This is a genomic window from uncultured Sphingomonas sp. (genome assembly GCF_964243315.1).
Taxonomy (GTDB): domain Bacteria; phylum Pseudomonadota; class Alphaproteobacteria; order Sphingomonadales; family Sphingomonadaceae; genus Sphingomonas.
The window spans coordinates 9242-30333 of record NZ_CAXTEM010000005.1; the positions used below are offsets into that span (position 1 = coordinate 9242).

The 21092-nt window shown below is 70.5% G+C and carries 1 protein-coding gene; it reads right to left on the bottom strand.

Annotation, left to right across the window (positions count from 1 at the left end):
- Nucleotides 1-18 precede the first annotated feature (18 nt).
- On the bottom strand, nucleotides 19-21036 hold the full coding sequence (locus ACFE77_RS02840; protein WP_375420113.1) for a hypothetical protein: 21018 nt from the start codon (nucleotides 21034-21036) through the stop codon (nucleotides 19-21).
- Nucleotides 21037-21092: the final 56 nt, after the last annotated feature.

Genomic DNA, 21092 nt, shown 5'->3' on the forward strand with positions numbered 1-21092 from the left:
GTGCCAATTCTCTCCCGATCAACTGGTCAACGTCATGCGAGCTACTTCGGTGTTCATCGAGCTGTCGCTGTAGAAGATGTAGTCCGAACCGTTTTGCGTGACGGTGGCGGTGGGGTCTATGGTGAAGGTGTCGGCGGCGTCCATCCGCAGCGTCAGGTGCGATGCGTTGCCTGCTCCGGCGATCGACTGGAGGAAACCGGCGTCGATCGAGAGGTTCGCATCGACGCCGCTTGCGGTGAAATCGAGGTTCTCGCTGTTGGTCAGCACCGACGACAACATCGCGCTCGTGATCGAGCCGCTGCCCGCCGCTATCTGGATGCTGTCATTACCGGCGCCACCGTCGACGGAGATGCCAGTGGTCATGCCGAGCACGAACGCGTCATCGTAACCGCTGCCGATCACGTGTTCGATCCCGGCAAGCGTGTCCCCCGATGCATCGCCCGCGGATCCGCTGCCGGTCGCGCCAGACAGATCGAGCGAGATCGGGAAGGGGGCGCTGGCATAGCTCGCGGTATCGTAGCCGCTGCCGCCGACCAGCATGTCCGCGCCGGCACCGCCGACGAGCAGGTCGTTGCCGGCGCCGCCGTCAAGCCGGTTGGCGCCGGCGTCGCCGATCAGGCTGTCGGCCAGGTCGCTGCCCTGCAGGTTTTCGATGCTGGTATAGCCGTCACCCGCTGCTTCGCCGGTGTTGCTGCCACTCGCGGCGAGGCTGGCGTAGACGCCGTTCGTCGCATGCGCATAGCTGGCGGTGTCGATGCCCGCGCCGCCGTCGAGCGTATCGGCACCAATGCCGCCTTCGAGGAGGTCGTTGCCGGCATCGCCGTTGAGGCGGTTCGCGCCGCCGTCGCCGACGAGCGTGTCGGCAAAGGCGGAGCCGGACAGATGCTCGATTCCCGACAGCGTGTCGCCGGCCGCGTCGCCGCCAGTGTTCGCGCTGCCGTCGAGATGGACCGCGACGCCTGCAGTCGAGCCAGCGTAGCTTGCGGTGTCCTGGCCCGAGCCGCCGATCAGCGCATCCGCGCCGCCCGCGCCGGTAAGCAGGTCGTCGCCTGCGCCGCCGTCGAGCGCGTTGGCGGTGCCGTCGCCGGCCAGGGTGTCGGCAAATGCCGAGCCGATCAGCCGCTCGATGTTCGCCAGCGCGTCGCCCTGGGCGTCGCCGCCGATGTTGCTGCTGCTGCCGACCGTGACGGTGACGGCCGCGCTCGACGCCGCGTAGCTCGCGGTGTCGATGCCGCTGCCGCCGTCGATCGTGTCGGCACCCGCGCCGCCCTCGATGCTGTCGTTGCCCGCGCCGGCGGTGATCGCGTTGGCGCCGCCGTCGCCGTACAGCGTGTCGGCCTGTGCGGAGCCGATCAGGTTCTCGATCTGGGTGAGGGTATCACCCTGCGCATCGCCGCCGCTGCCGGTCGTGCCGTCGAGGCGCACGACGACGCCGGTGCCCGATGCCGCATAGTTCGCGGTGTCGGTGCCGCTGCCGCCGGCCAACGTATCGGCCCCGCCGCCGCCCACGAGCGTATCGTTGCCCCCGCCGCCGGTGATGACGTTGGCCGCGCCGTCGCCGGTGAGCACATCGTCCTGCGCCGATCCGGTCAGGTTCTCGAAGCCCACGAGCGTGTCGCCCGCGGCGTCGCCGCCGGTGCCGCTGCCGGTCGCCAGCGAAACGGTGACTGCGGCCGAGGACGCTGCATAGCTCACGGTGTCGAACCCCGCGCCGCCATCCAGGGCGTCGCTGCCCGCACCGCCCGCGACCACGTCGTTGCCGGCGCCGGCGGCGATCGCATTGGCGCCCCCGTCGCCGGTGAGCAAATCGTCGAAGTTCGAGCCGACGAGGTTCTCGACGGTCGCAAGCGAGTCGCCCTGAGCATCGCCGCCCGAATTGACGTTGCTGTTGATCGTCGCGTTCACCGCGGCCGACGACGCGGCGTAGCTTACCGTGTCGGTGCCGTTGCCGCCGTTGATCGTGTCCGCGCCGCTGCCGCCGACCAGCAGGTCGTCGCCGTCGTCGCCGTTGATCGTGTCCGCGCCCGTGCCGCCGTCGATGATATCGTTGGCCGCGCCGCCGAACAGCGTGTCGTCCGCACCCGCGCCATAGAGCGAGTCGGCATAGGCCGATCCGACCACCACTTCGAAGCCGCCGATCGTGTCGCCCGCGGCGTCGCCGCCGAAGCCGGCAGTGCCGTCGAGGCGCACCAGTACCGCGCTCGTCGATGCAGCATAGGAGAGGGTATCGTAGCCGGCGCCGCCGATCAGCACGTCGGCGCCTGCACTGCCATAGACCTGGTCGTCGCCGCCACCGCCGTCGAGCGTCTCGCTGCCCGTACCGCCGGTCAGGTTATCTGAAAAAGCGGATCCGACCACGCCCTCGACCGAGATGAAGGTGTCCCCGGTCGCGTCGGAGCCCGATACCACCAGCGCGCCGCTGGCGAGACTTGCGGTGATCCCTGCGGCGGAGGTGGCGTAGGATGCGCTGTCGATCCCCGAACCGCCGTCGAGCACGTCGCCACCCGCGCCACCGATCAGGACGTCGTCGCCCACACCGCCGCGCAGCGTCTGCGATCCGGCGGAGCCGATCAGCGTGTCGCCATAAGCGGAGCCGACCACGATCTCGATGTTGGCGAGCCTGTCGCCCGCCGCTTCGCCACCGACACCGGCGGTCACACCGTCGGTATAGACGGTGACCGCCGCGCCGGCATTCGCATAGGACGCGGTGTCGTTGCCGCTGCCGCCGTCAATCGTGTCGGCGCCCGCGCCACCACTGATCACATCGTCGCCAGCACCGCCGCCGACGATGTCGTTGCCGGCGCTGCCGTCGATGATGTCGTTGCCGGCGCCGCCGCTGATCGTCTCGTCGGCGTTGGAGCCGACGATCGTGTCGTCGTAGCCGGAGCCGGTCGCGGTTTCGATCGCGAGCAGGACGTCGCCCTCGGCGTCGCCCCCGGTCGAGGTGCGGCCGTCCAGATACAGCGTGACCGCTGCCGCGGAGGCGGAATAGTCGGTGGAGTCGATCCCCGCGCCGCCGTTCAGCGTGTCCGCGCCCGCGCCACCGATCAGCACGTCGTTGCCGGCGTTGCCGACCAGGATGTTGTCGCCCGCGTCGCCGGTCAGCGTGTCGGCACTGGCGCTGCCGGTCACATTCTCGATCGAGATCAGCGTATCGCCTGCGGCGTCGCCGCCCGAGACCGTGCCGTTGGCGAGATTGACGGTGACGCCTGCGCTCGACGCGGCATAACTCATCGTGTCGCGGCCGAGGCCGCCGTCGATCTGGTCGGCACCCGCATCGCCGCGGAACGTGTCGACGCCTTCGTTGCCGATCAGCTGGTCGTTGCCGGTGCTGCCCGAAAGCACGTCGTCATAAGCGGTGCCGATCAGGACCTCGACATTGGTCAGCCTGTCGCCCGCTGCCTCGCCGCCGATACCGGCACTGCCGTCGAGACCCATGGTGATCCCGATCGCGGTGCCGCTGCCGTAATAGGACGCGGTGTCGGTGCCCGCGCCGCCGTCGATCGTGTCCGCCCCGCCGAGGCCGCGAAACCATTCGTTCGCCGCAGTGCCGGTGACGGTGTCCGCGAAGCCGGTCAGGTAGATGTTCGTGAAGTTCTTGTAGGTGTCGCCCGCCGCGTCGCTGCCGATGCCGAGCGTCACGCCGTTGAGATTGATCGTGATGCCGACGGTGGCCGTCGACGCCGCTGGGTTGCCCGCATTGTTGCCGAAGAACAGCGTGTTGTTGCCGGTGCCGCCGTCGAGCGCATCCGCGCCTGCGCCGCCGCTGATCGCATCGTCCCCCGCGCCGCCGTTGATCGTGTCGTTGCCAGCATAGCCGATCAGCTGATCATTCCCGTTGCCGCCGTTCAGGATGTTGGCGTTGGCGTCGCCCACCAGCGTGTCGCTACCGGCCGAACCGGTGAGGTTCTCGACCGCGGTGAAGGTGTCGCCCTGCGCGTCGCCGCCGTTCCCGCTATTGGCAGTCAGGTCGACCGCAACGGAGGTGGCGCTCAGCGAATAGTCGACTGTATCGATGCCCGCGCCGCCATTGTTGACGTCGGAACCGACCCCGCCAAGCAGGATGTCGTCGCCATTGCCGCCTTGCAGCGTGTCGTTGCCGGCGCCGGCATCGATCGTGTCGACGCCGTCATTGCCCGAAATGGTGTTCTGCGCGGCGTCGCCGGTAAGGATGTCGTTTTGGGCCGATCCGGATAAGTTGGTGAAGTTCATGAAGGTGTCACCGGCCGCGTCGCCGACGCTGCCAGATCCGGCGGCAAGCGAGACGGTGACCGCGGCCGAGGCGGCGGCGTAGCTCAGCGTGTTGATGCCGAGGCCGCCGTCCATCGTGTCGGCACCCGCCCCGCCCTCGATCGTGTCGTTGCCGTCGTCGCCGTTTACGATGTCGTTGCCGGCACCGCCGTTCAGCGTGTCCGCGCCGTTGCCGCCGGAAATCGTGTTGGCATTGGCGTCGCCGGTGAGATTGTCGTTGCTGTTAGACCCGATCAGCCGTTCGATTGCGACGAGAACGTCTCCGGCGGCGTCGCCGCCGGTGTTCACGCCCGTCCCGAGGTTGACGGTGACCGCAGCGCCCGAACTCGCATAGCTCGCGGTGTCGTTGCCGGTGCCGCCGTCGAGCCGATCGGCCCCGCCGCGCCCCTGAAGCGTGTCGTCGCCTGCGCCACCGGTCAGGATGTTGATCGCGCTCGATCCGTCGATGAAGTCGTTGAAGGCCGATCCGAGCGCGTTCTCGATCGTGTTGATCGCGAAGACGTCGCCCTGCGCGTCGCCGCCGCTGTTGCTGATCCCGGTGTTGAGGTCGAGCGACACACCCGCCGCGCTGGCACTGTAGTCGACGGTGTCGATCCCTGTGCCGCCGTCGATAAGGTCCGCGCCGCCCGCGCCGACGAGAATGTCGTCGCCCGCGCCGCCATCCAGCCGGTCGTCGCCCGTGCCGGTGTTGATCGTATCGACGCCGGCGCCGCCCTGCACCCATTCCGATGCCGCCGAGCCGGTAAAGACGTCGTTGAACCCGGTGAGCGCGAAGATCTCGATCGACGCGAAAGTATCGCCCTGCGCAAGCCCGGTCGACAGGCTGGCGTTGCCGGTATTGACTGTAATCGCGGCGGTCGCGTCGCCGTAGTTCACAGTATCCTGGCCGGCGCCGCCGTCCAGCGTGTCGGCGCCGAGGCCGGGACGGAACATATCGTCGCCGGCGCCGCCCTCGATCGTGTCGGCATTGTCCGATCCGTAGATGATGTCGTTCTGCGTCGATCCGACGACGCGCTCGATCGATACGAGCACATCGCCCGCGGCATCGCCGAAGCTGCCGGTGGTGGTGCCGTCCATCCGTACCGCGATCCCGCCGGACGCCGAATAATCGGCGGTGTCGAAGCCGAGGCCGCCGTCGAGGCGGTCGGCGCCGGCGCCGCCGGCAAGCGCGTCGTCGCCGTCCGCGCCGATCAGGGTCTCGACGGCCGCGGTGCCGGCGATGGTGTCGGCGAAGGCAGAGCCGATGACCCGCTCGACGCCGGTGATCGTGTCGCCCGCGGCGTCACCGCCGGTCGAGGCGACGCCGTCCAGCCGGACGCCGACGCCTGCCTGGCTGCCGGAATAATCCACCGTGTCGGTGCCCGTGCCGCCGTCGATCGCGTCCGCCTGGCCGAAGCTGACGATCGTATCGTCGCCGCCCAGGCCCCACAGCACGGTGCTGGTGAGGGTCCCGCCACGCAGCGTGTCGCCATAGTTGATGGACCCTTCGATCCGCTCGATCCCGGTCAGTACGTCGCCTGCGGCCCAGCCGCCCGACCCCGCGCTGCCGTTGTTGCTGATCGTGACCGCAGCGTCGGAATTGCGATAGTCCGCGGTGTCGATGTCGGCGCCGCCGATCACCTGATCCGCGCCCGCGCCGCTGACGATGCGGTCGTCGCCGGCGCCGCCGTCGAGCAGGTCGGCAGCGCCGCCGCCGGTGAGCAGATCGTTGCCTGCGCCCGCATAGATAGTCGCGGCGGTGCTCCCCGCGGCGATCTCGTCGCCCTGCGCCGAACCGGTCACGACTTCGATCTCGAACAGCCGGTCGCCCGCGGCGTCGCCGCCGACGCCGAAGCTGCCGTCCATGTAGATCTTCATGCCCGCCGCGGCCGATGCAGAATAGTCGACCGAATCCACGCCGTTGCCGCCGCGATAGATGTCGGCGCCGCCGCTGGCGACGAAGCTGTCGTCGCCGGCGTTGCCGACGAATTCCTCGTCCGCCGCGCCGCCTTCGAAACGGTCCGCGAAGGCCGAGCCGATCACGCGCTCGATGCCCGACATGAGGTCGCCCTGCGCGTCGCCGCCGGAAGAGGCGAGGGCGGTCCGGACCGTCACGCCGGCCGTCGAGTCGGTATAGTCGACCGTGTCGATGCCCGATCCGCCCGCCAGCGTGTCGGCACCTGCGCCGCCGACCAGAACGTCGTCGCCGACCCCGCCGGTGAGCTGGTCGTCGCCTGCACCGCCGCGCAACGTGTCGTCGCCGTCGAAGCCGTCGAAGATGTCGGTGCCGACGCCGCCGATCATCAGATCGCCGAGGCGCGAACCCTGGAAGCGTTCTACATTGGCGAAGGTGTCGCCCTGTGCGTCGCCGCCGGTCGCGGTGCCCGCGGCGAGATCAACGACCACTGCCGCGCCCGAGTTGGAATAGCTCACGGTATCGGTGCCGGCACCGCCGTCGAGCATGTCCGCGCCCGCGTCGCCGCGCAGCACGTCGTCGCCGGCCTCGCCCAGCAGCGTGTCGACGCCGCTGCCGCCCGACAGGACGTCGTCGCCCGCGCCGCCGTGCAACGTCTCGTCCCCGAAGCTGCCGGTGATGACGTCTGCGAAGGCCGAGCCGAACACGGTTTCGAACCCGGTCAGGCGATCGCCCGCGGCGATGTCGCCGCTGCTTGCGGAACCGTCGAGGTTCACGGTGATGCTTGCGGTCGCGGCGGTATAATCGACGGTGTCGCTGCCGCCGCCGCCGATCAGCGTGTCGGCGCCCTGGCTGCCGATCAGCAGGTCGTCGCCCGCGCCGCCGTCGAGCGTCTCGGCCGCCAAACCGCCCGCGAGCGTGTCGGCATGATCGGACCCGAGCAGCCGTTCGATCGAGGTGAAGCTGTCGCCCGCGGCATCGCCGCCGGTGCCGGTGCCCGTGGCGAGGCTCGCGATTACGCTGGCGCCTGCACGCGCGTAGCTGGCGGTGTCGGTGCCGGTGCCGCCGTCGATCGCGTCCGCGCCGGCGGCGCCTTCGAGAATGTCGTCGCCGCTTCCGCCGGTGAGGATCTCGTCCCCGGTGGAGCCGACGATCGTATCGGCGAAGGCCGATCCGGTCACGCGCTCGATCCCGGTGAGCACGTCGCCCGCGGCGCTGCCGCCGGTGCCCTGGTCGATGCCGTTAGTGTAGACCGTGACCCCGGTGGTGGAGGCCGAATAGTCCGCGGTGTCGCTGCCGGTGCCGCCGTCGAGCGTATCGCCGCCGAGGCCGCCGACCAGGATGTCGTCGCCCGCGCCGCCGACCAGCACATCGGCGATGTTCGAGCCGGTCAACCGGTCCGCGAAGGCCGAGCCGACCACGCGCTCGATGCCCGACAGGCTGTCGCCGGTGGCGTCGCCCGCGCTGCCGCTCGCGGCGCCGAGGTCGACCGTCACCGCGCTCGCGCTGCCGGCATAATCCGCCGTGTCGACGCCATCGCCGCCGGTGAGTATGTCCGCGCCGGCACCGCCGATGAGGACGTCGTCACCCGCGTCGCCGATCAATGTATCGTTGCCGCCGGTGCCGCCAAGGCGATCGGCGAAGGCCGATCCGCGCAGGATCTCTACCCCGGTCAGCACATCGCCGGTCGCGTCGCCGCCGCTACCGATCGTGCCGTCGAGCGAGACGGTCACGCCGGTGTTCGAGGCGGAGAACTCCGCGGTGTCGATCCCGGCGCCGCCGTTGATCGCATCGGCACCGGCACCGCCTGCGATCACGTCGTTGCCAGCACCGCCGAGCAGCATGTCGTCGCCGGCGAGGCCGTCGATCCGATCGTCGCCCGCGGCGCCTTCGATACGGTCGGTGCCGGCGCTACCCGCCAGCGTGTCGGCAAAGCCCGATCCGACCACGCGTTCGATCGAGACGAGGACGTCGCCGAGTGCCTCGCCGCCCGAACTCGCGACGCCGTCCATCCGTACCGCGACGCCCACGACGGCTGCCGAATAGTCGGCGCTGTCCTGACCGGCGCCGCCGTCGAGCACGTCCTGGCCGAGCCCGCCGGTCAGCACGTCATCGCCACCGCCGCCCGACAGCGCATCGTTGCCGTCGCCGCCCGACAGCATGTCGTTGCCGAGCAGGCCGAGCACGGTGTCTGCGCCCGTGGTGCCGGTCACCACATCGTCGAAATCGGTCGCGAGGACGCGCTCGATCCCGGTCAGCGTGTCGCCCTGCGCGTCGCCACCGGTGGAGACCGCGCCGTTCATCGACACGCTGATCGCGGTGGTGCCCGCCGAGTAATCGAGCGTGTCGACGCCGAGCCCGCCGATAAGCGTGTCGCTTCCCGCGCTGCCGTAGATCACGTCGTCGGCCGCACCGGCATCGACGCGGTCGGCGCCCGCCGATCCGTAGAAGATGTCCGCCTGGCTCGATCCGATCACCTGTTCGATCGACGCGAGCACGTCGCCCTCAGCGTCGCCGCCGCTCGACGCGATGCCGTCCAGCCGGATCGTCACGCCCGCGAGCGAGGTCGCGTAGGAGGCGGTGTCGTAGCCCGCGCCGCCATCTACCGCATCCGCGCCCGCGCCGCCGACGATCGTATCGTCCCCGGCCTCGCCCTGGAGCAGGTCGTTGCCGCCATTGCCCTGAACTACGTCGTCGCCCGCGCCGCCGAGCAGCGTTTCGCTACCGTTGCCGCCGTTGAGGCGATCGTCATAGGCCGAGCCGACGATACGCTCGATCGAGACGAGCACGTCGCCCGCGGCGTCGCCGCGGCTGCCGCTGGTGCCGTCGGCGTAGACGGTGACGCCGATCGCCGCCGCCGAGTAATCCGCGGTGTCTAGCCCGGTCCCGCCGTCGATCGCATCCGCGCCACCGCCGCCGACGATGACGTCGTCGCCCGCGCCGCCCTGCAGCGCGTCGTTGCCGCTGTTGCCTGCGATGATGTCGTTGCCGCTGCCGCCGACGATCGTGTCGTCCGCCACCGAGCCGCCGAGCATGTCGTCGAAGTCGGATCCGATCAGCCGCTCGATCGTCACGAGCACGTCGCCGGTCGCTTCGCCCGCCGTGCCGACGCTGCCGTCGAGCGCCACCGTGACGCCAGCTGCAGCCGCCGAATAGTCGGCGGAATCCTGGCCCGCGCCGCCGTACAATCTGTCCGCGCCGAGCCCGCCGATCAGGACGTCCGCGCCGCCATTCCCAAACAGCTCCTCGTCGCCTGACCCGCCGGTGATCACGTCGGCCTGCGCCGATCCGAGCACGCGTTCGATCCCGGAGAGCAAATCGCCATCCGCATCGCCACCCGATGAGGCGAGGCCGTTCAGCGCGACCGACACACCGCCGACCGAGGCGGTGTAATCCGCGGTATCGATGCCGGTGCCGCCGTCGAGGATATCGGCACCCGAGCCGCCCGCGATCACGTCGTCACCCGCACCGCCATCGATGTGGTCCATGCCGCCGCCACCGGTAAGCACGTCGTTGCCGTCGCCGCCGAGCAGGTGATCGTCGCCCGCCGCGCCAGTCAGCGTATCGGCATAGGCCGAGCCGACCAGCCGCTCGATCCCGCTCAGCATGTCGCCCGCCGCGTCGCCGCCGCTGCCGACGGTGCCGCCGAGGCCGATCGTCACGCCCGCACCAGATGCCGCGTAATCCACCGAGTCGAGCCCGCTGCCGCCGATCAGCCGGTCAGCGCCGGCCGATCCCGTGAGCACGTCGTCACCCGCGCCGCCGTCGAGCGTCTCGGCACCGGTGCCGCCGCGTAGCGTGTCGTCATAGTCGGTGCCGATCAGGCGCTCGACCGCGACGATCGTGTCGCCATCGGCATCGCCGCCGGTCTGCATGCCGCCGTCGAGGCCGGCGTTCACCGCGGTCGCCGACCCGGCATAGGTTACGGTATCGGCGCCGCTGCCGCCGTCGAGCAGGTCGGCGCCCTGGCCGCCCTTCAACAGGTCGTCGCCTGCACCGCCGAGCAGCGTATCCGCGCCGGCATCGCCCGTGATCGTGTCGTTGCCCGCGCCGCCTTCGAGCGTGTCCGCGTCCGATCCGCCGTTCAGCGTATCGTTGCCCGTGGATCCGATCACGCGTTCGATGCTCGTGAGCGTATCGCCTGCGGCGTCGCCCCCCACAGAGATCGATCCGTCGAGGTTGACCGTGACCGCCGCGCCGCTGGCGCCGTAATCCACGGTATCGAAATCAGCGCCGCCGTCGAGGCTGTCAGCGCCAGTCGAGCCGAGCAGCAGATCGTATCCGGAGGCCCCGCGGAGCAGCTCGGCACCCGCGCGGCCACCCAGCACATCGTCATGATCCGAACCGTCGAGCGCCTCGACATTGGTTATGACGTCGCCCTGCGCGTCACCGCCGATGCCGGCCGTGCCGTCGAGGAACGCGGTTACGCCGGTGGACGACCCGCGATAGGTCACCACGTCGGCGCCGGTGCCACCGTCGAAGGAGTCCGCGCCTGCGCCGCCTTCGATCATGTCGTCGCCCGATCCGCCCGACAGCGTGTCGTCGCCTGCGCCGCCTGAGATGCTGTCGTCGCCCGCCATGCCGAGCAGCGTCTGGTTGCCCGGGCCGCCAGTCAGTGTGTCGCCATTGCCCGATCCGATCACGCGCTCGATCGCGTTCAGCGTGTCGCCTTGTGCGTCGCCGCCGGTGCCCGTGCCGGCACCCAGGTCGATCTCGACTGCTACGTCGGATCCCGAATAGTCAGCGGTGTCGAAGCCGGTGCCGCCGTCGAGCATGTCCGCGCCCGCGCCGCCGCGGAGCAGGTCGTTGTCGGCACCGCCGCGCAGCGTGTCGCCGCCGCCATTGCCAATGAGCGTGTCGTCGCCGGCGCCGCCCTCCAGCGTCTCGCCCGCGGAGATGCCGGTAATCGTGTCGTTGAACGTCGATCCGACCACGCGTTCGATGCGGGTGAGGGTGTCGCCCTGTGCGTCGCCGCCCGCGGCGCCCGATCCGTCGAGCACCACGTCGATCGCGGCCGAGGAGGCGGCGTAATCGGCGGTGTCGAAGCCGCTGCCGCCGTCGATGCTGTCCGCACCCGCGCCGCCGGCGAGAAGGTCGTTGCCGGTGCCGCCGTCGAGGAGATCGTCGCCCGCGCCCGCGCGGATCACATCGTCGCCCGCGCCGCCCTCGAACTGTTCGTCACGCGCGGCGCCGGTAAGGGCGTCGGCCAGGTCGGAGCCGATCAGATGTTCGATATCGACATAAGCGTCGCCCTCGGCGTCGCCGCCACTGCCGAAGCCTGCGAGCAGATCGACGCTGACGCCCGCGATCGAGTTCGCGAAGGTCACGGTGTCGATCCCGGCGCCGCCGTCTAAGCGGTCGGCATCCGCACCGCCGTCGAGCACGTCGTCGCCGAGCCCGCCCGACAGACTATCGTTGCCGGCGCGGCCGGTCAGCCGGTCGTTGCCTGCGCCGCCGTCGAGCATGTCGTCGCCGCTGCCGCCCGCGATCGTATCGTCAAATGCCGAGCCGATGATCCGTTCGATCGAGTCGAGTCGATCACCCGACGCATCGCCGCTCGAGCCGAAGCTGCCGTCGAGCGCGACGGTCACGCCCGCGTTGGAGGCCGCATAATCGGCGGTGTCGAAGCCGGCCCCGCCGATCAGCCGGTCGCTGCCGAGGCTGCCGCGTAGCACGTCGTCGCCCGCGCCGCCGTCCAGTGTCTCGCCATCGACGCCGCCCGAGAGCAGGTCGGCATGTGCGGAGCCCGTGATCTGTTCGATGTCGGTGAGGACGTCGCCCTGCGCATCGCCGCCGATGCCGGCGCTGCCGTCGAGACCGATGGTGACGCCGATCGCGGAGGTCGAATAATCGGCGGTATCGTTGCCCGTGCCGCCGTCGAGCATGTCCGCGCCAGCCGCGCCGCGCAGCACGTCATTGCCGTCGCCGCCGAGCAGCGCATCGTCGCCCGCGCTGCCGCGCAGCAGATCGTCGTAGGAGGAGCCGATCAGCCGCTCCACCGCTACGGCCGTGTCGCCTTGTGCAGTCCCGCCGATGCCGGCGACGCCGTCCAGGCCCGCCTGAACTCCCGCGGTCGAATCCACGTAGCTGATCGTGTCGAAGCCGGTGCCACCGTCGATCCCGTCGGCGCCTTCGCCCCCGGTGATCGCGTCGTCACCGTCGCCCCCGAAGAGGGTGTCGTCGCCGCCCGCGCCGTCGATGATGTCCTCGCCCGCACCACCCTCGATCCGGTCGGCATCGTCCGAACCGCTGAGCAGATCGGCGTGGTTCGATCCGACCAGCGACTCGATAGACACGAGCACGTCGCCCGTCGCGTCGCCGCCGGTGCCAGCTCGTCCGTCCAAATAGGCGGTGACCCGCGATCCCGATGCGGCGTAGCTGACCGTGTCGAAGCCGGCTTCGCCGTCGAGCAGGTCGCTGCCCGCGCTGCCCGCAACGACGTCGTCGCCCGCCCCCGCGCGAATGATCTCGTCGCCGGTCCCGCCGCCGAGCGTGTCGGCGTAGGCGGAGCCGATCAGGTTCTCGATCGATGTGAGCCGGTCGCCCGCGGCCTCGCCGCCGGTGCCTGCCGCGCCGCTGAGGTCGATCACGACTCCGCCGGTGGCGGCGGCATAGCTCGCGGTGTCGTTGCCCGCGCCGCCGTCGAGCGCGTCCGCGCCGAGGCCGCCGACAAGGATATCGTCGCCGCCGGCGCCCGCCAGACTGTCGTCGCTTGCTGCACCGGTCAGGATGTCGGCGAAGTTCGACCCGATCACGCGCTCGATTCCCGACAGCGTGTCGCCATCGGCGTCGCCGCCGGTGTTGAGGCTGCCGTCCAGCCGCACGTCGATGCTGGCACCGGACGCCGAATAGTCTGCGGCGTCGAAACCGGCGCCGCCGACGATCGCGTCAGCGCCCGCGCCACCGGTCAGCAGGTCGTCGCCGACGCCGCCGTCCAAGGTGTCGCTGCCTGCGCCGCCCGACAGGATGTCGTCGCCCGCGCCGCCGATCAGGTCGTTCGCACCGACCTCGCCGGTGAGTCGATCGTCGAAGCTGGAGCCGGTCACGCGCTCGATGCCGGACAGCGTGTCGCCCTGCGCGTCGCCGCCCCCTGCAGTCTGCCCGTCGAGGCTGACCGTCACGGCCGCCGCGCTCGCGGTATAATCGACCGAGTCGCGTCCCGCGCCGCCGGTGAGCACGTCGGCGCCAGCACCGCCCGCGAGGATGTCGTCGCCCACACCGCCGTCGAGCAGGTCGTCGCCCGCGCCGCCCGTAAGCATGTCGTTGCCATCGCGTCCGTAGAGCTCGTCGGCCCCCGCCGACCCGGTGATCGCGTCCGCGAAGTCGGAGCCCTGGACGATCTCGATGCTGGTGAAGCGGTCGCCCGCGGCCTCGCCGCCGGTGCCGCCGCTCGTCAGATCGAGCATCACGCCTGCGATCGCGCGCGAATAGTCCGCGGTGTCGGTGCCCGCGCCGCCGTCGAGCAGGTCGGCGCCGAGGCCGCCCGCCAGCACATCGTCGCCCGCTGCGCCCTCCAGCACCTCGCCGGCGCTGCCGCCGATCAGCTGGTCGGCATAGGCCGAGCCGAGCACGCGCTCGACCCCGGCCAGGGTGTCGCCCTCGGCGATGCCGCCGCGACCGGTGCTCGCGACGAGGTCGATGCGGACGCCGACATCCGATGCGCCGTAATCGACCGTGTCGAAGCCCGCGCCGCCGTCGATCTGATCCGCGCCGGTGCCGCCCTCGATGCTGTCCGCACCGTCGCCGCCGCGCAGGATGTCGTTGCCGCCCGCGCCGGCCAGGCGATCGTCGCCCGCACCGCCGTCGAGCGTGTCCGCCGCGACCGATCCCGCGATGGTGTCGGCAAACGCCGACCCGACGACGCGCTCGATCGAATCCAGGCGGTCGTCCTTGGCATCGCCTGCCGAGCCGAGGCCGGTCGCGAGCGAGACCGCAATGCCTGCGGCAGCGTCCGAATAGTCCGCGGTGTCGAAGCCGGTGCCGCCGATCAGTTGGTCCGCGCCGCCCCGGCCCGCGAGCACATCGTCGCCCGCGCCGCCGGTGAGCGTGTCGCCGGCAGCGGTGCCCCGCAGCACGTCATCGAACGCGGAGCCGATCAGGTTCTCGACGTTCAGTAGCCGGTCGCCTTGCGCCGCGCCCCCGGTCGAGGTCGAGCCGTCCACCGACACGGTCACGCCCGATGACGAGGTCGAATAATCGATCGTGTCGACACCGTCGCCGCCGTCGATAAGGTCCGCGCCCGCGCCGCCGTCGAGCAGGTCGTTGCCGCTGCCGCCGAGCAGCGTGTCGTCGCCGCCACCGCCGACGAGCTGGTCGTTGCCGGCGCCGCCGTCGAGCCGTTCGACTGCACCGCTGCCGGTCAGCATGTCGTCGAGCGACGATCCGATCACGCCTTCAATGTCGATGATCTGGTCGCCCGCGGCGTCGCCGCCGATGCCGAGCGAGCCGTCGAGCGTGACCCGGACCGCACCCGCCGAGGCGCTATAGTCCACCAGATCGAAGCCGGTGCCGCCGTCGAGCAGGTCGGCGCCGATGCTGCCGAGAATGCGGTCGTCGCCCGCGCCCGCGACGATCGTCTCTGCGCCCGCGCCGCCGCCCAGCACGTCACCAAAACCGGAGCCGATGAGGTTCTCGATGTCGGTCAGCCGATCGCCGGCCGCATCGCCGCCGCTGCCGGCGGTGCCGTCGAGCGACACGGCGACGCCTGCGCTCGCATCCGCATAGCTTGCGGTATCGACACCGCTGCCGCCGAGGAGGTCGTCCGCGCCGGCGTTGCCCGCGAGGATATCGTCGCCGCTGCCGCCTTCGAGGCGGTCGCCGCCGGTACCACCGGCCAGCACGTCGTCCCCGGCACCGCCGACCAGGCGATCGTCTCCGACCGATCCGGTGAGGCGATCGTCGAAGCTGGATCCGATCACCGTCTCGACGCCGGTCAGCTGGTCGCCCGCGGCGTCGCCGCCGATGCCGACACTGCCGTCCAAGGTAAGCGCGACTCCGGCGAGCGATGCCGAGTAATCCGCCGCGTCGTAGCCGGCGCCGCCGTCGATCCGGTCCGCGCCGATGCCGCCGACCAGCGCGTCATCGCCGTCGCCGCCCGACAATATGTCGTTGCCGAGCCCGCCGGAGAGGCTGTCCGCGCCCTCGCCGCCGACGAGTTCGTCGTCGAGTACGCCGCCGCGCAATTGGTCGTCGAAGGCGCTGCCGACGACGCGTTCGATGCCGGACAGCACGTCGCCCTGCGCATCGCCGCCCGCGGCAATCGTGCCCTCGAGCCCGACCGAAACTGCCGAGGCGGACTCCGAATAGTCCGCGGTGTCGCGGCCGGCGCCGCCGATCAGCGTATCCGCGCCGGCACGACCGGTCAGCACGTCGTCGCCTGCGCCGCCGTCGAGGGTATCCGCGCCTGCGGTGCCATTCAGCACGTCGTCGCCGGTGGAGCCGATCAGGTTCTCGATCGAAACGAGGCGGTCACCCTCGGCGTCGCCGCCCTGCCCGGTGCCGGTCGCGAGATCGACGATCACGCCCAGTGCCGATCCGGAATAGTCCGCGGTGTCGATGCCTGCGCCGCCGTCGAGCAGATCCGCGCCGCCGCGACCGTCCAGCCGATCGGCACCGCCGCCGCCGAGCAGGTCTTCGTCCGCCGCGGCCCCGGTCAGCACGTCGGCATAGCCGCTGCCGATCAGCCGCTCGATCGAGGAGAGCGTGTCACCGGTGGCATCGCTGCCGAGCCCGGTGGTGCCATCGAGGGCGATCTGCACCCCTGCGCTCGCGCTGCCGTAATCGGCGGTGTCGCGGCCTGCGCCGCCGTCGATCGCGTCGGCCCCGCTGCCGCCCTGGATGAGATCGTCGCCGTCGCCGCCCGCCAGCCGGTCGCTGCCCGCTGCGCCGACGAGCACGTCGTCGCCGCTGCCGCCGTCGAGCCGGTCGTCGCTGGTCGAGCCGGTGAGGAGATCCGCGAAGGCGGACCCGATGATGCCTTCGACACCGACCAGGCGATCGCCCGCCGCATCGCCGCCGACCCCCGCCGAACCGTCCAGGCCGATGGTGATCCCGCTCGTCGACGTCGCATAGTCGGCGACGTCGAAGCCTGCGTCGCCGGTGATGCGGTCGGCACCGCTGCCGCCGATCAAGAAATCGTCGCCGTCACCGCCGTCGAGCCGATCGTCGCCGCTGCCGCCGTCCAGCCGGTCGTCGCCGATGCCGCCGTCGATCATGTCGTCGCCAGCAGCGCCGCGCAGAAGGTCGGCGCCCGCACCACCCTCGATCGTCTCGGATGCATCCGCACCGGTGATGATGTCGGCGCTGTTCGACCCGATCACGCGCTCGATGCCCGTGACCCGGTCGCCCGCGGCGTCGCCACCTGCGCCGATGCTTCCGTCGAGCGTCAGCCGAATACCCGACGCGCTGTCGGAGTAATCTGCGGTATCGAAGCCGTCGCCGCCTGCGATCAGGTCCGCGCCGCCGCGACCCGCGATGGTGTCGTCGCCGTCGCCGCCCGACAGGCTCTCGCCGTCTGCACCGCCGCGCAGCAGATCGCCGGAAGCCGATCCGATCACCGCTTCGATGCCGGTCAGCGTATCGCCCTGCGCGTCGCCGCCCGCCGCGGTTCCGCTACCGAGATCGATCGTGACTGCCGTAGCCGATAAGGAATAGTCCGCGACGTCGAAGCCGGCGCCGCCGTCGAGCCGGTCGGCACCGCCGAGGCCGGCGAGGCTATCGTCGCCGCCATTGCCCGCCAGCTGGTCCGCCTCCGCCGATCCGTGGAGCGTGTCGGCGAAAGATGATCCGAGCACGCCTTCGATGCTCAGCAGGCCGTCGCCCTCGGCATCGCCGCCAATGCTCGGGCCGCCACCTAGTGATACCGATACGCCGGCGGTGCTGCGCGAATAATCCGCGATGTCGCTGCCCGACCCGCCGTCGAGCGTATCGGCACCGCCGTTGCCCGCGAGCACGTCGTCGCCCGCGCCGCCTTCGAGCGTGTCGACGCCTGCGCCGCCGCCGAGCCGATCGTCGAAGCCGGAGCCGACGATCCGCTCGATCCCGGTTAGCCGATCGCCCTGCGCGTCGCCGCCGAGCCCGAGCGAGCCGTCATTGGCGACGATCACGTTGGAGGCCGATTGCGAATAATCGGCCGCATCGAAGCCGACTCCGCCGTCGAGTTCGTCGCTGCCGAGGCCACCGCGCAACAGGTCGTCGCCAGTGCCGCCCGCAAGCCGGTTCGCCGCGCCGTCGCCCGTCAGGAGGTCGTCGAATGCCGATCCGGTCACGCCCTCAATCTCGGTCAGCCGGTCGCCCGCAGCGTCGCCGCCGAGGCCGAGCGAGCCGTCCAGGGCCACGATCACGCGCTCGCCCGATCGCGAATAATCCGCGATGTCCTGACCGATCCCGCCATCGAGGCTGTCCGCACCCGCGCCACCGTCGAGCAGATCGTTGCCCGCGCCGCCGCTCAACCGGTTTGCACCGGCGTCGCCGAGCAGCCGATCGTCGGAAGCTGAGCCGGTGAGGTTCTCGATTCCTTTGAGGAGATCGCCCGCGGCAGTGCCGCCGCTGCCGGTGCCGAGCGCGAGGTCGACGACCACGCCGGTCTGGGAATCGTCATAAGCCGCGGTGTCGCTGCCGTCGCCGCCGACCAGGCGATCCGCGCCAAGTCCGCCGCGCAAGAAATCGTCGCCGGCGCCGCCATCGATCAGGTTGGCGCCGCTGTCGCCGCGCAGGTCGTCGGCATAGCTGCTGCCGACCAGTCGTTCGATACCGGTCAGGCGGTCGCCCTCGGCAACGTCGCCGGAGGAAGCGGTGCCGTCGAGACGCACGGTGACGCTGCCGCTCGCGGCGGCATAGTCGGCGGTGTCGAAGCCGTCGCCGCCCTGGATCTGGTCAGCGCCCATGTCGCCGACCAACACGTCGTCGCCGGCGCCGCCCGCGATCACATCATCGCCGGCGCTGCCGGTCAGCGCGTCGGCATAGGCCGAGCCGACCAATCGCTCGATGCCCGAAAGTCGGTCGCCTTCGGCGTCACCGCCGCGACCAATCGTTCCGTCGAGTGCGACCGTCACGCCCGCCAGCGAAGTCGCGTAGTCCGCGGTGTCGGCGCCTTCGCCGCCCTGGAGGATGTCCGCGCCGGCGCCGCCCTGGAGCACGTCGTCGCCCGATCGTCCCTCGAGCCGGTCGTCGCCCGCGCCGCCGACCAGCCGATCGTCGAGTGCCGATCCGATCACATGTTCAATGCCGGTCAGCCGATCGCCATCGGCGTCGCCGCCTTCCGACAGACCGCCGTCGAGCCGCACCGTCACGCCGAAGCGGGACAGCGAATAATCGGTCGTATCGATGCCGGCGCCGCCGTCGATCCGGTCCGCTCCGCCAAGCCCAAGCAGGATGTCGTCGCCATCGTTGCCGAGCAGCGTGTCGTCGCCGGCGGTGCCGATCAGCACGTCGCCGTAGCGCGACCCTTCGAGGCCCTCGATGCTGACGAAGCGGTCGCCGAGCGCATCGGCGCCGTCGAGCGTCGATCCGTCGAGCGCGACCCGCACGCCCGCTGCGGCACCCGCATAGCTGGCGATGTCGCGGCCGGCTCCGCCGTCGATCGTGTCGCCGCCTACGGCGCCCTCGATCACGTCGTCGCCCGCGCCGCCCTTCAACGTTTCGGCCACGCTGCCGCCGACCAGGCGGTCGTCGTGACGCGAGCCGGTCAGCGTCTCGACCTGCGCATAGGTGTCGCCCTCGACATCGCCGCCGACGCCGGCACGCCCGTCGAGATAGACGGTCACGCCGACCGCGCTGTCCGAGAGATCGACGCTGTCGTTGCCCGCGCCGCCGTCGATCCGGTCAGCGCCCGCGCCACCCGACAGCATGTTGTCGCCTGCATCGCCGACCAGCGTGTCGTCATGCGCGGAGCCGATGATCCGTTCGACACCGGTGACGACGTCGCCCTCGGCATCGCCGCCGACGCCGGCGCGACCGTCAAGATACGCGGTGACGCCGTTCGCGGACGCCGAGTAATCCGCAACGTCGGTGCCGTCGCCACCGTCCAGGCGATCGGCGGCGCCGCTGCCGGTGACACGGTCATCTCCGGCGCCGCCCTTCAGCGTTTCCGCTCCGGTGCCGCCGTGGAGGATGTCGTCGCGGCCGGTGCCGATCACGATTTCGATGTTGGCGAGCTTGTCGCCTTCCGCCTCACCGCCGAGGGATGCGGTACCGTCGAGGAAGATCTCGACTCCGTCGCTGCCTTCGGCCGCCGTATCGATCGCGTTGGTGTAGTCGATGGTGTCGGTGCCCGCGCCGCCGTCGATCGTGTCGGCACCCTTGCCGCCGGTCAGGCTGTTATCGCCCGCGTCGCCCTTCAGCACGTCGTCATAGGCCGAGCCGGTCACGCTCTCGACCGCGGTATAGGTATCGCCTTCGGCATAGCCGGCGCTGCCCTTGCCCGCGCCGAGATCGACCGTCACCGCCGCGTTCGACGTTTCGTAGCTGACGATGTCCAGGCCGGTGCCGCCGTCGATCTGGTCGGCGCCGATGCCCGCGACGATGCGGTCGGCCCCGTCGCCTGCGGCGATGATATTGCCCGGTGGGTTGGAGAACAGGACATAAACGGGGTTGCCGCTGACCGGATCGATGACGGTCATGTCGCCTTGCGAGGTCACGATCTTGATGCCGAAGTGGGTCGAGACCTCGACGCTGTTCGAGCTGTTCTTGCCGTCGGTGGACAGGCCGAGCTGCACCGGCAGGAAGAATTCCTCCTGAAAGCCGCTGGCGTTGGCGGCGGTGCCGAGGGCGGGCACTGCGTAGATCAACTGGAGGTCGAACGCGAAGGCCGATTGCGACGCGGGCACCGCGACCATCTTGCCGGTCGGATCGGCGATCTCTGTGAGCTTCGCGATCGATCCCTGGTCGATGCTGACCAGCCAGCCCTTGTCGGTCAGCGTCGCGTTGGCGATCGAGTAACCGGCGGGGAGGGAGGGGATCAGCACGGTCGTTAAGGTCAGCCCGCCGGTCGGCACCAGCGCCTCGACGTGCAGCGCACGCGCGGATGCACCGGACGGCGCATATTTAGGATCATCGGCACGGATCACGTCGTTGGCGGAGGTGCCCGTGATGCGCTCCTTTGCGGATTGCGCGGCGAACTGGGAATCCTTGGACGATCCCTCGGCACCGGTCGCGCCGGTCACGGTGGTTTGCCCGTTCTCGGTGCCGGTCCGGCCGCCCTCCCGATTGTACAGCGTGAGGGTCAGCTTGGGGACCAGCTTGCCGATGCCGGCCTCGCCGATCGCATCGTCGGGGGCGGGCTGGATCGCCTTGGCGGAGGGCGGGGCGTTCGAGCTACCGGCCGACGAAGATTGCGTGTTCGAGATCTTCTCGGTCAGTCGTTTGGCTTCGCCGTCCGACTTGTGCTGGTTCTCGTCCTTGGTCTGCGCTGCCTGTTGCTGGGCGCTGGCGTCCTTGGCCTGGATCGCGCCACCGTCCTCCGCCTTGTCGCCCTGCGACTTGCCGTCGGTGGCCTTCTCGGACGCGGCCGAGGACAGCGCCAGCTTCATCGGTAGCGGCTGTTCCTTGATCTCGCCGACCTGCGAGAACGTGCTTTCGGCATCGATCTCCTTGTCGTCGAAGACCAGCAGCGCCTTGCGCCCCGAGAATACAGCGAGTGCCATGCCGGGGATGACGATCTTGGTGCCGTCCTCGAACACGAGCACGACGTCGATGTCGACGATCTCGACCTTGAACGGCGCATAGCGTGCGTGGAGCAGCGCCTTGTCGTCGGCACCGAGTGGCACGACCTTCGTCAGGCCGACCACGCCACCTGCGATCATCTTGACGGCGCCGCCATCGGCATCGGGAGCCAGCTGCGCCTTCGCGCCAACCGGGTTCTTGCCCGCGCCGAGTTTCGATGACTTCGCCATGACGGCATACCCCCAATGATCCTCGCGAGGATGGCGGGGTATAGTTAATAAAGCGT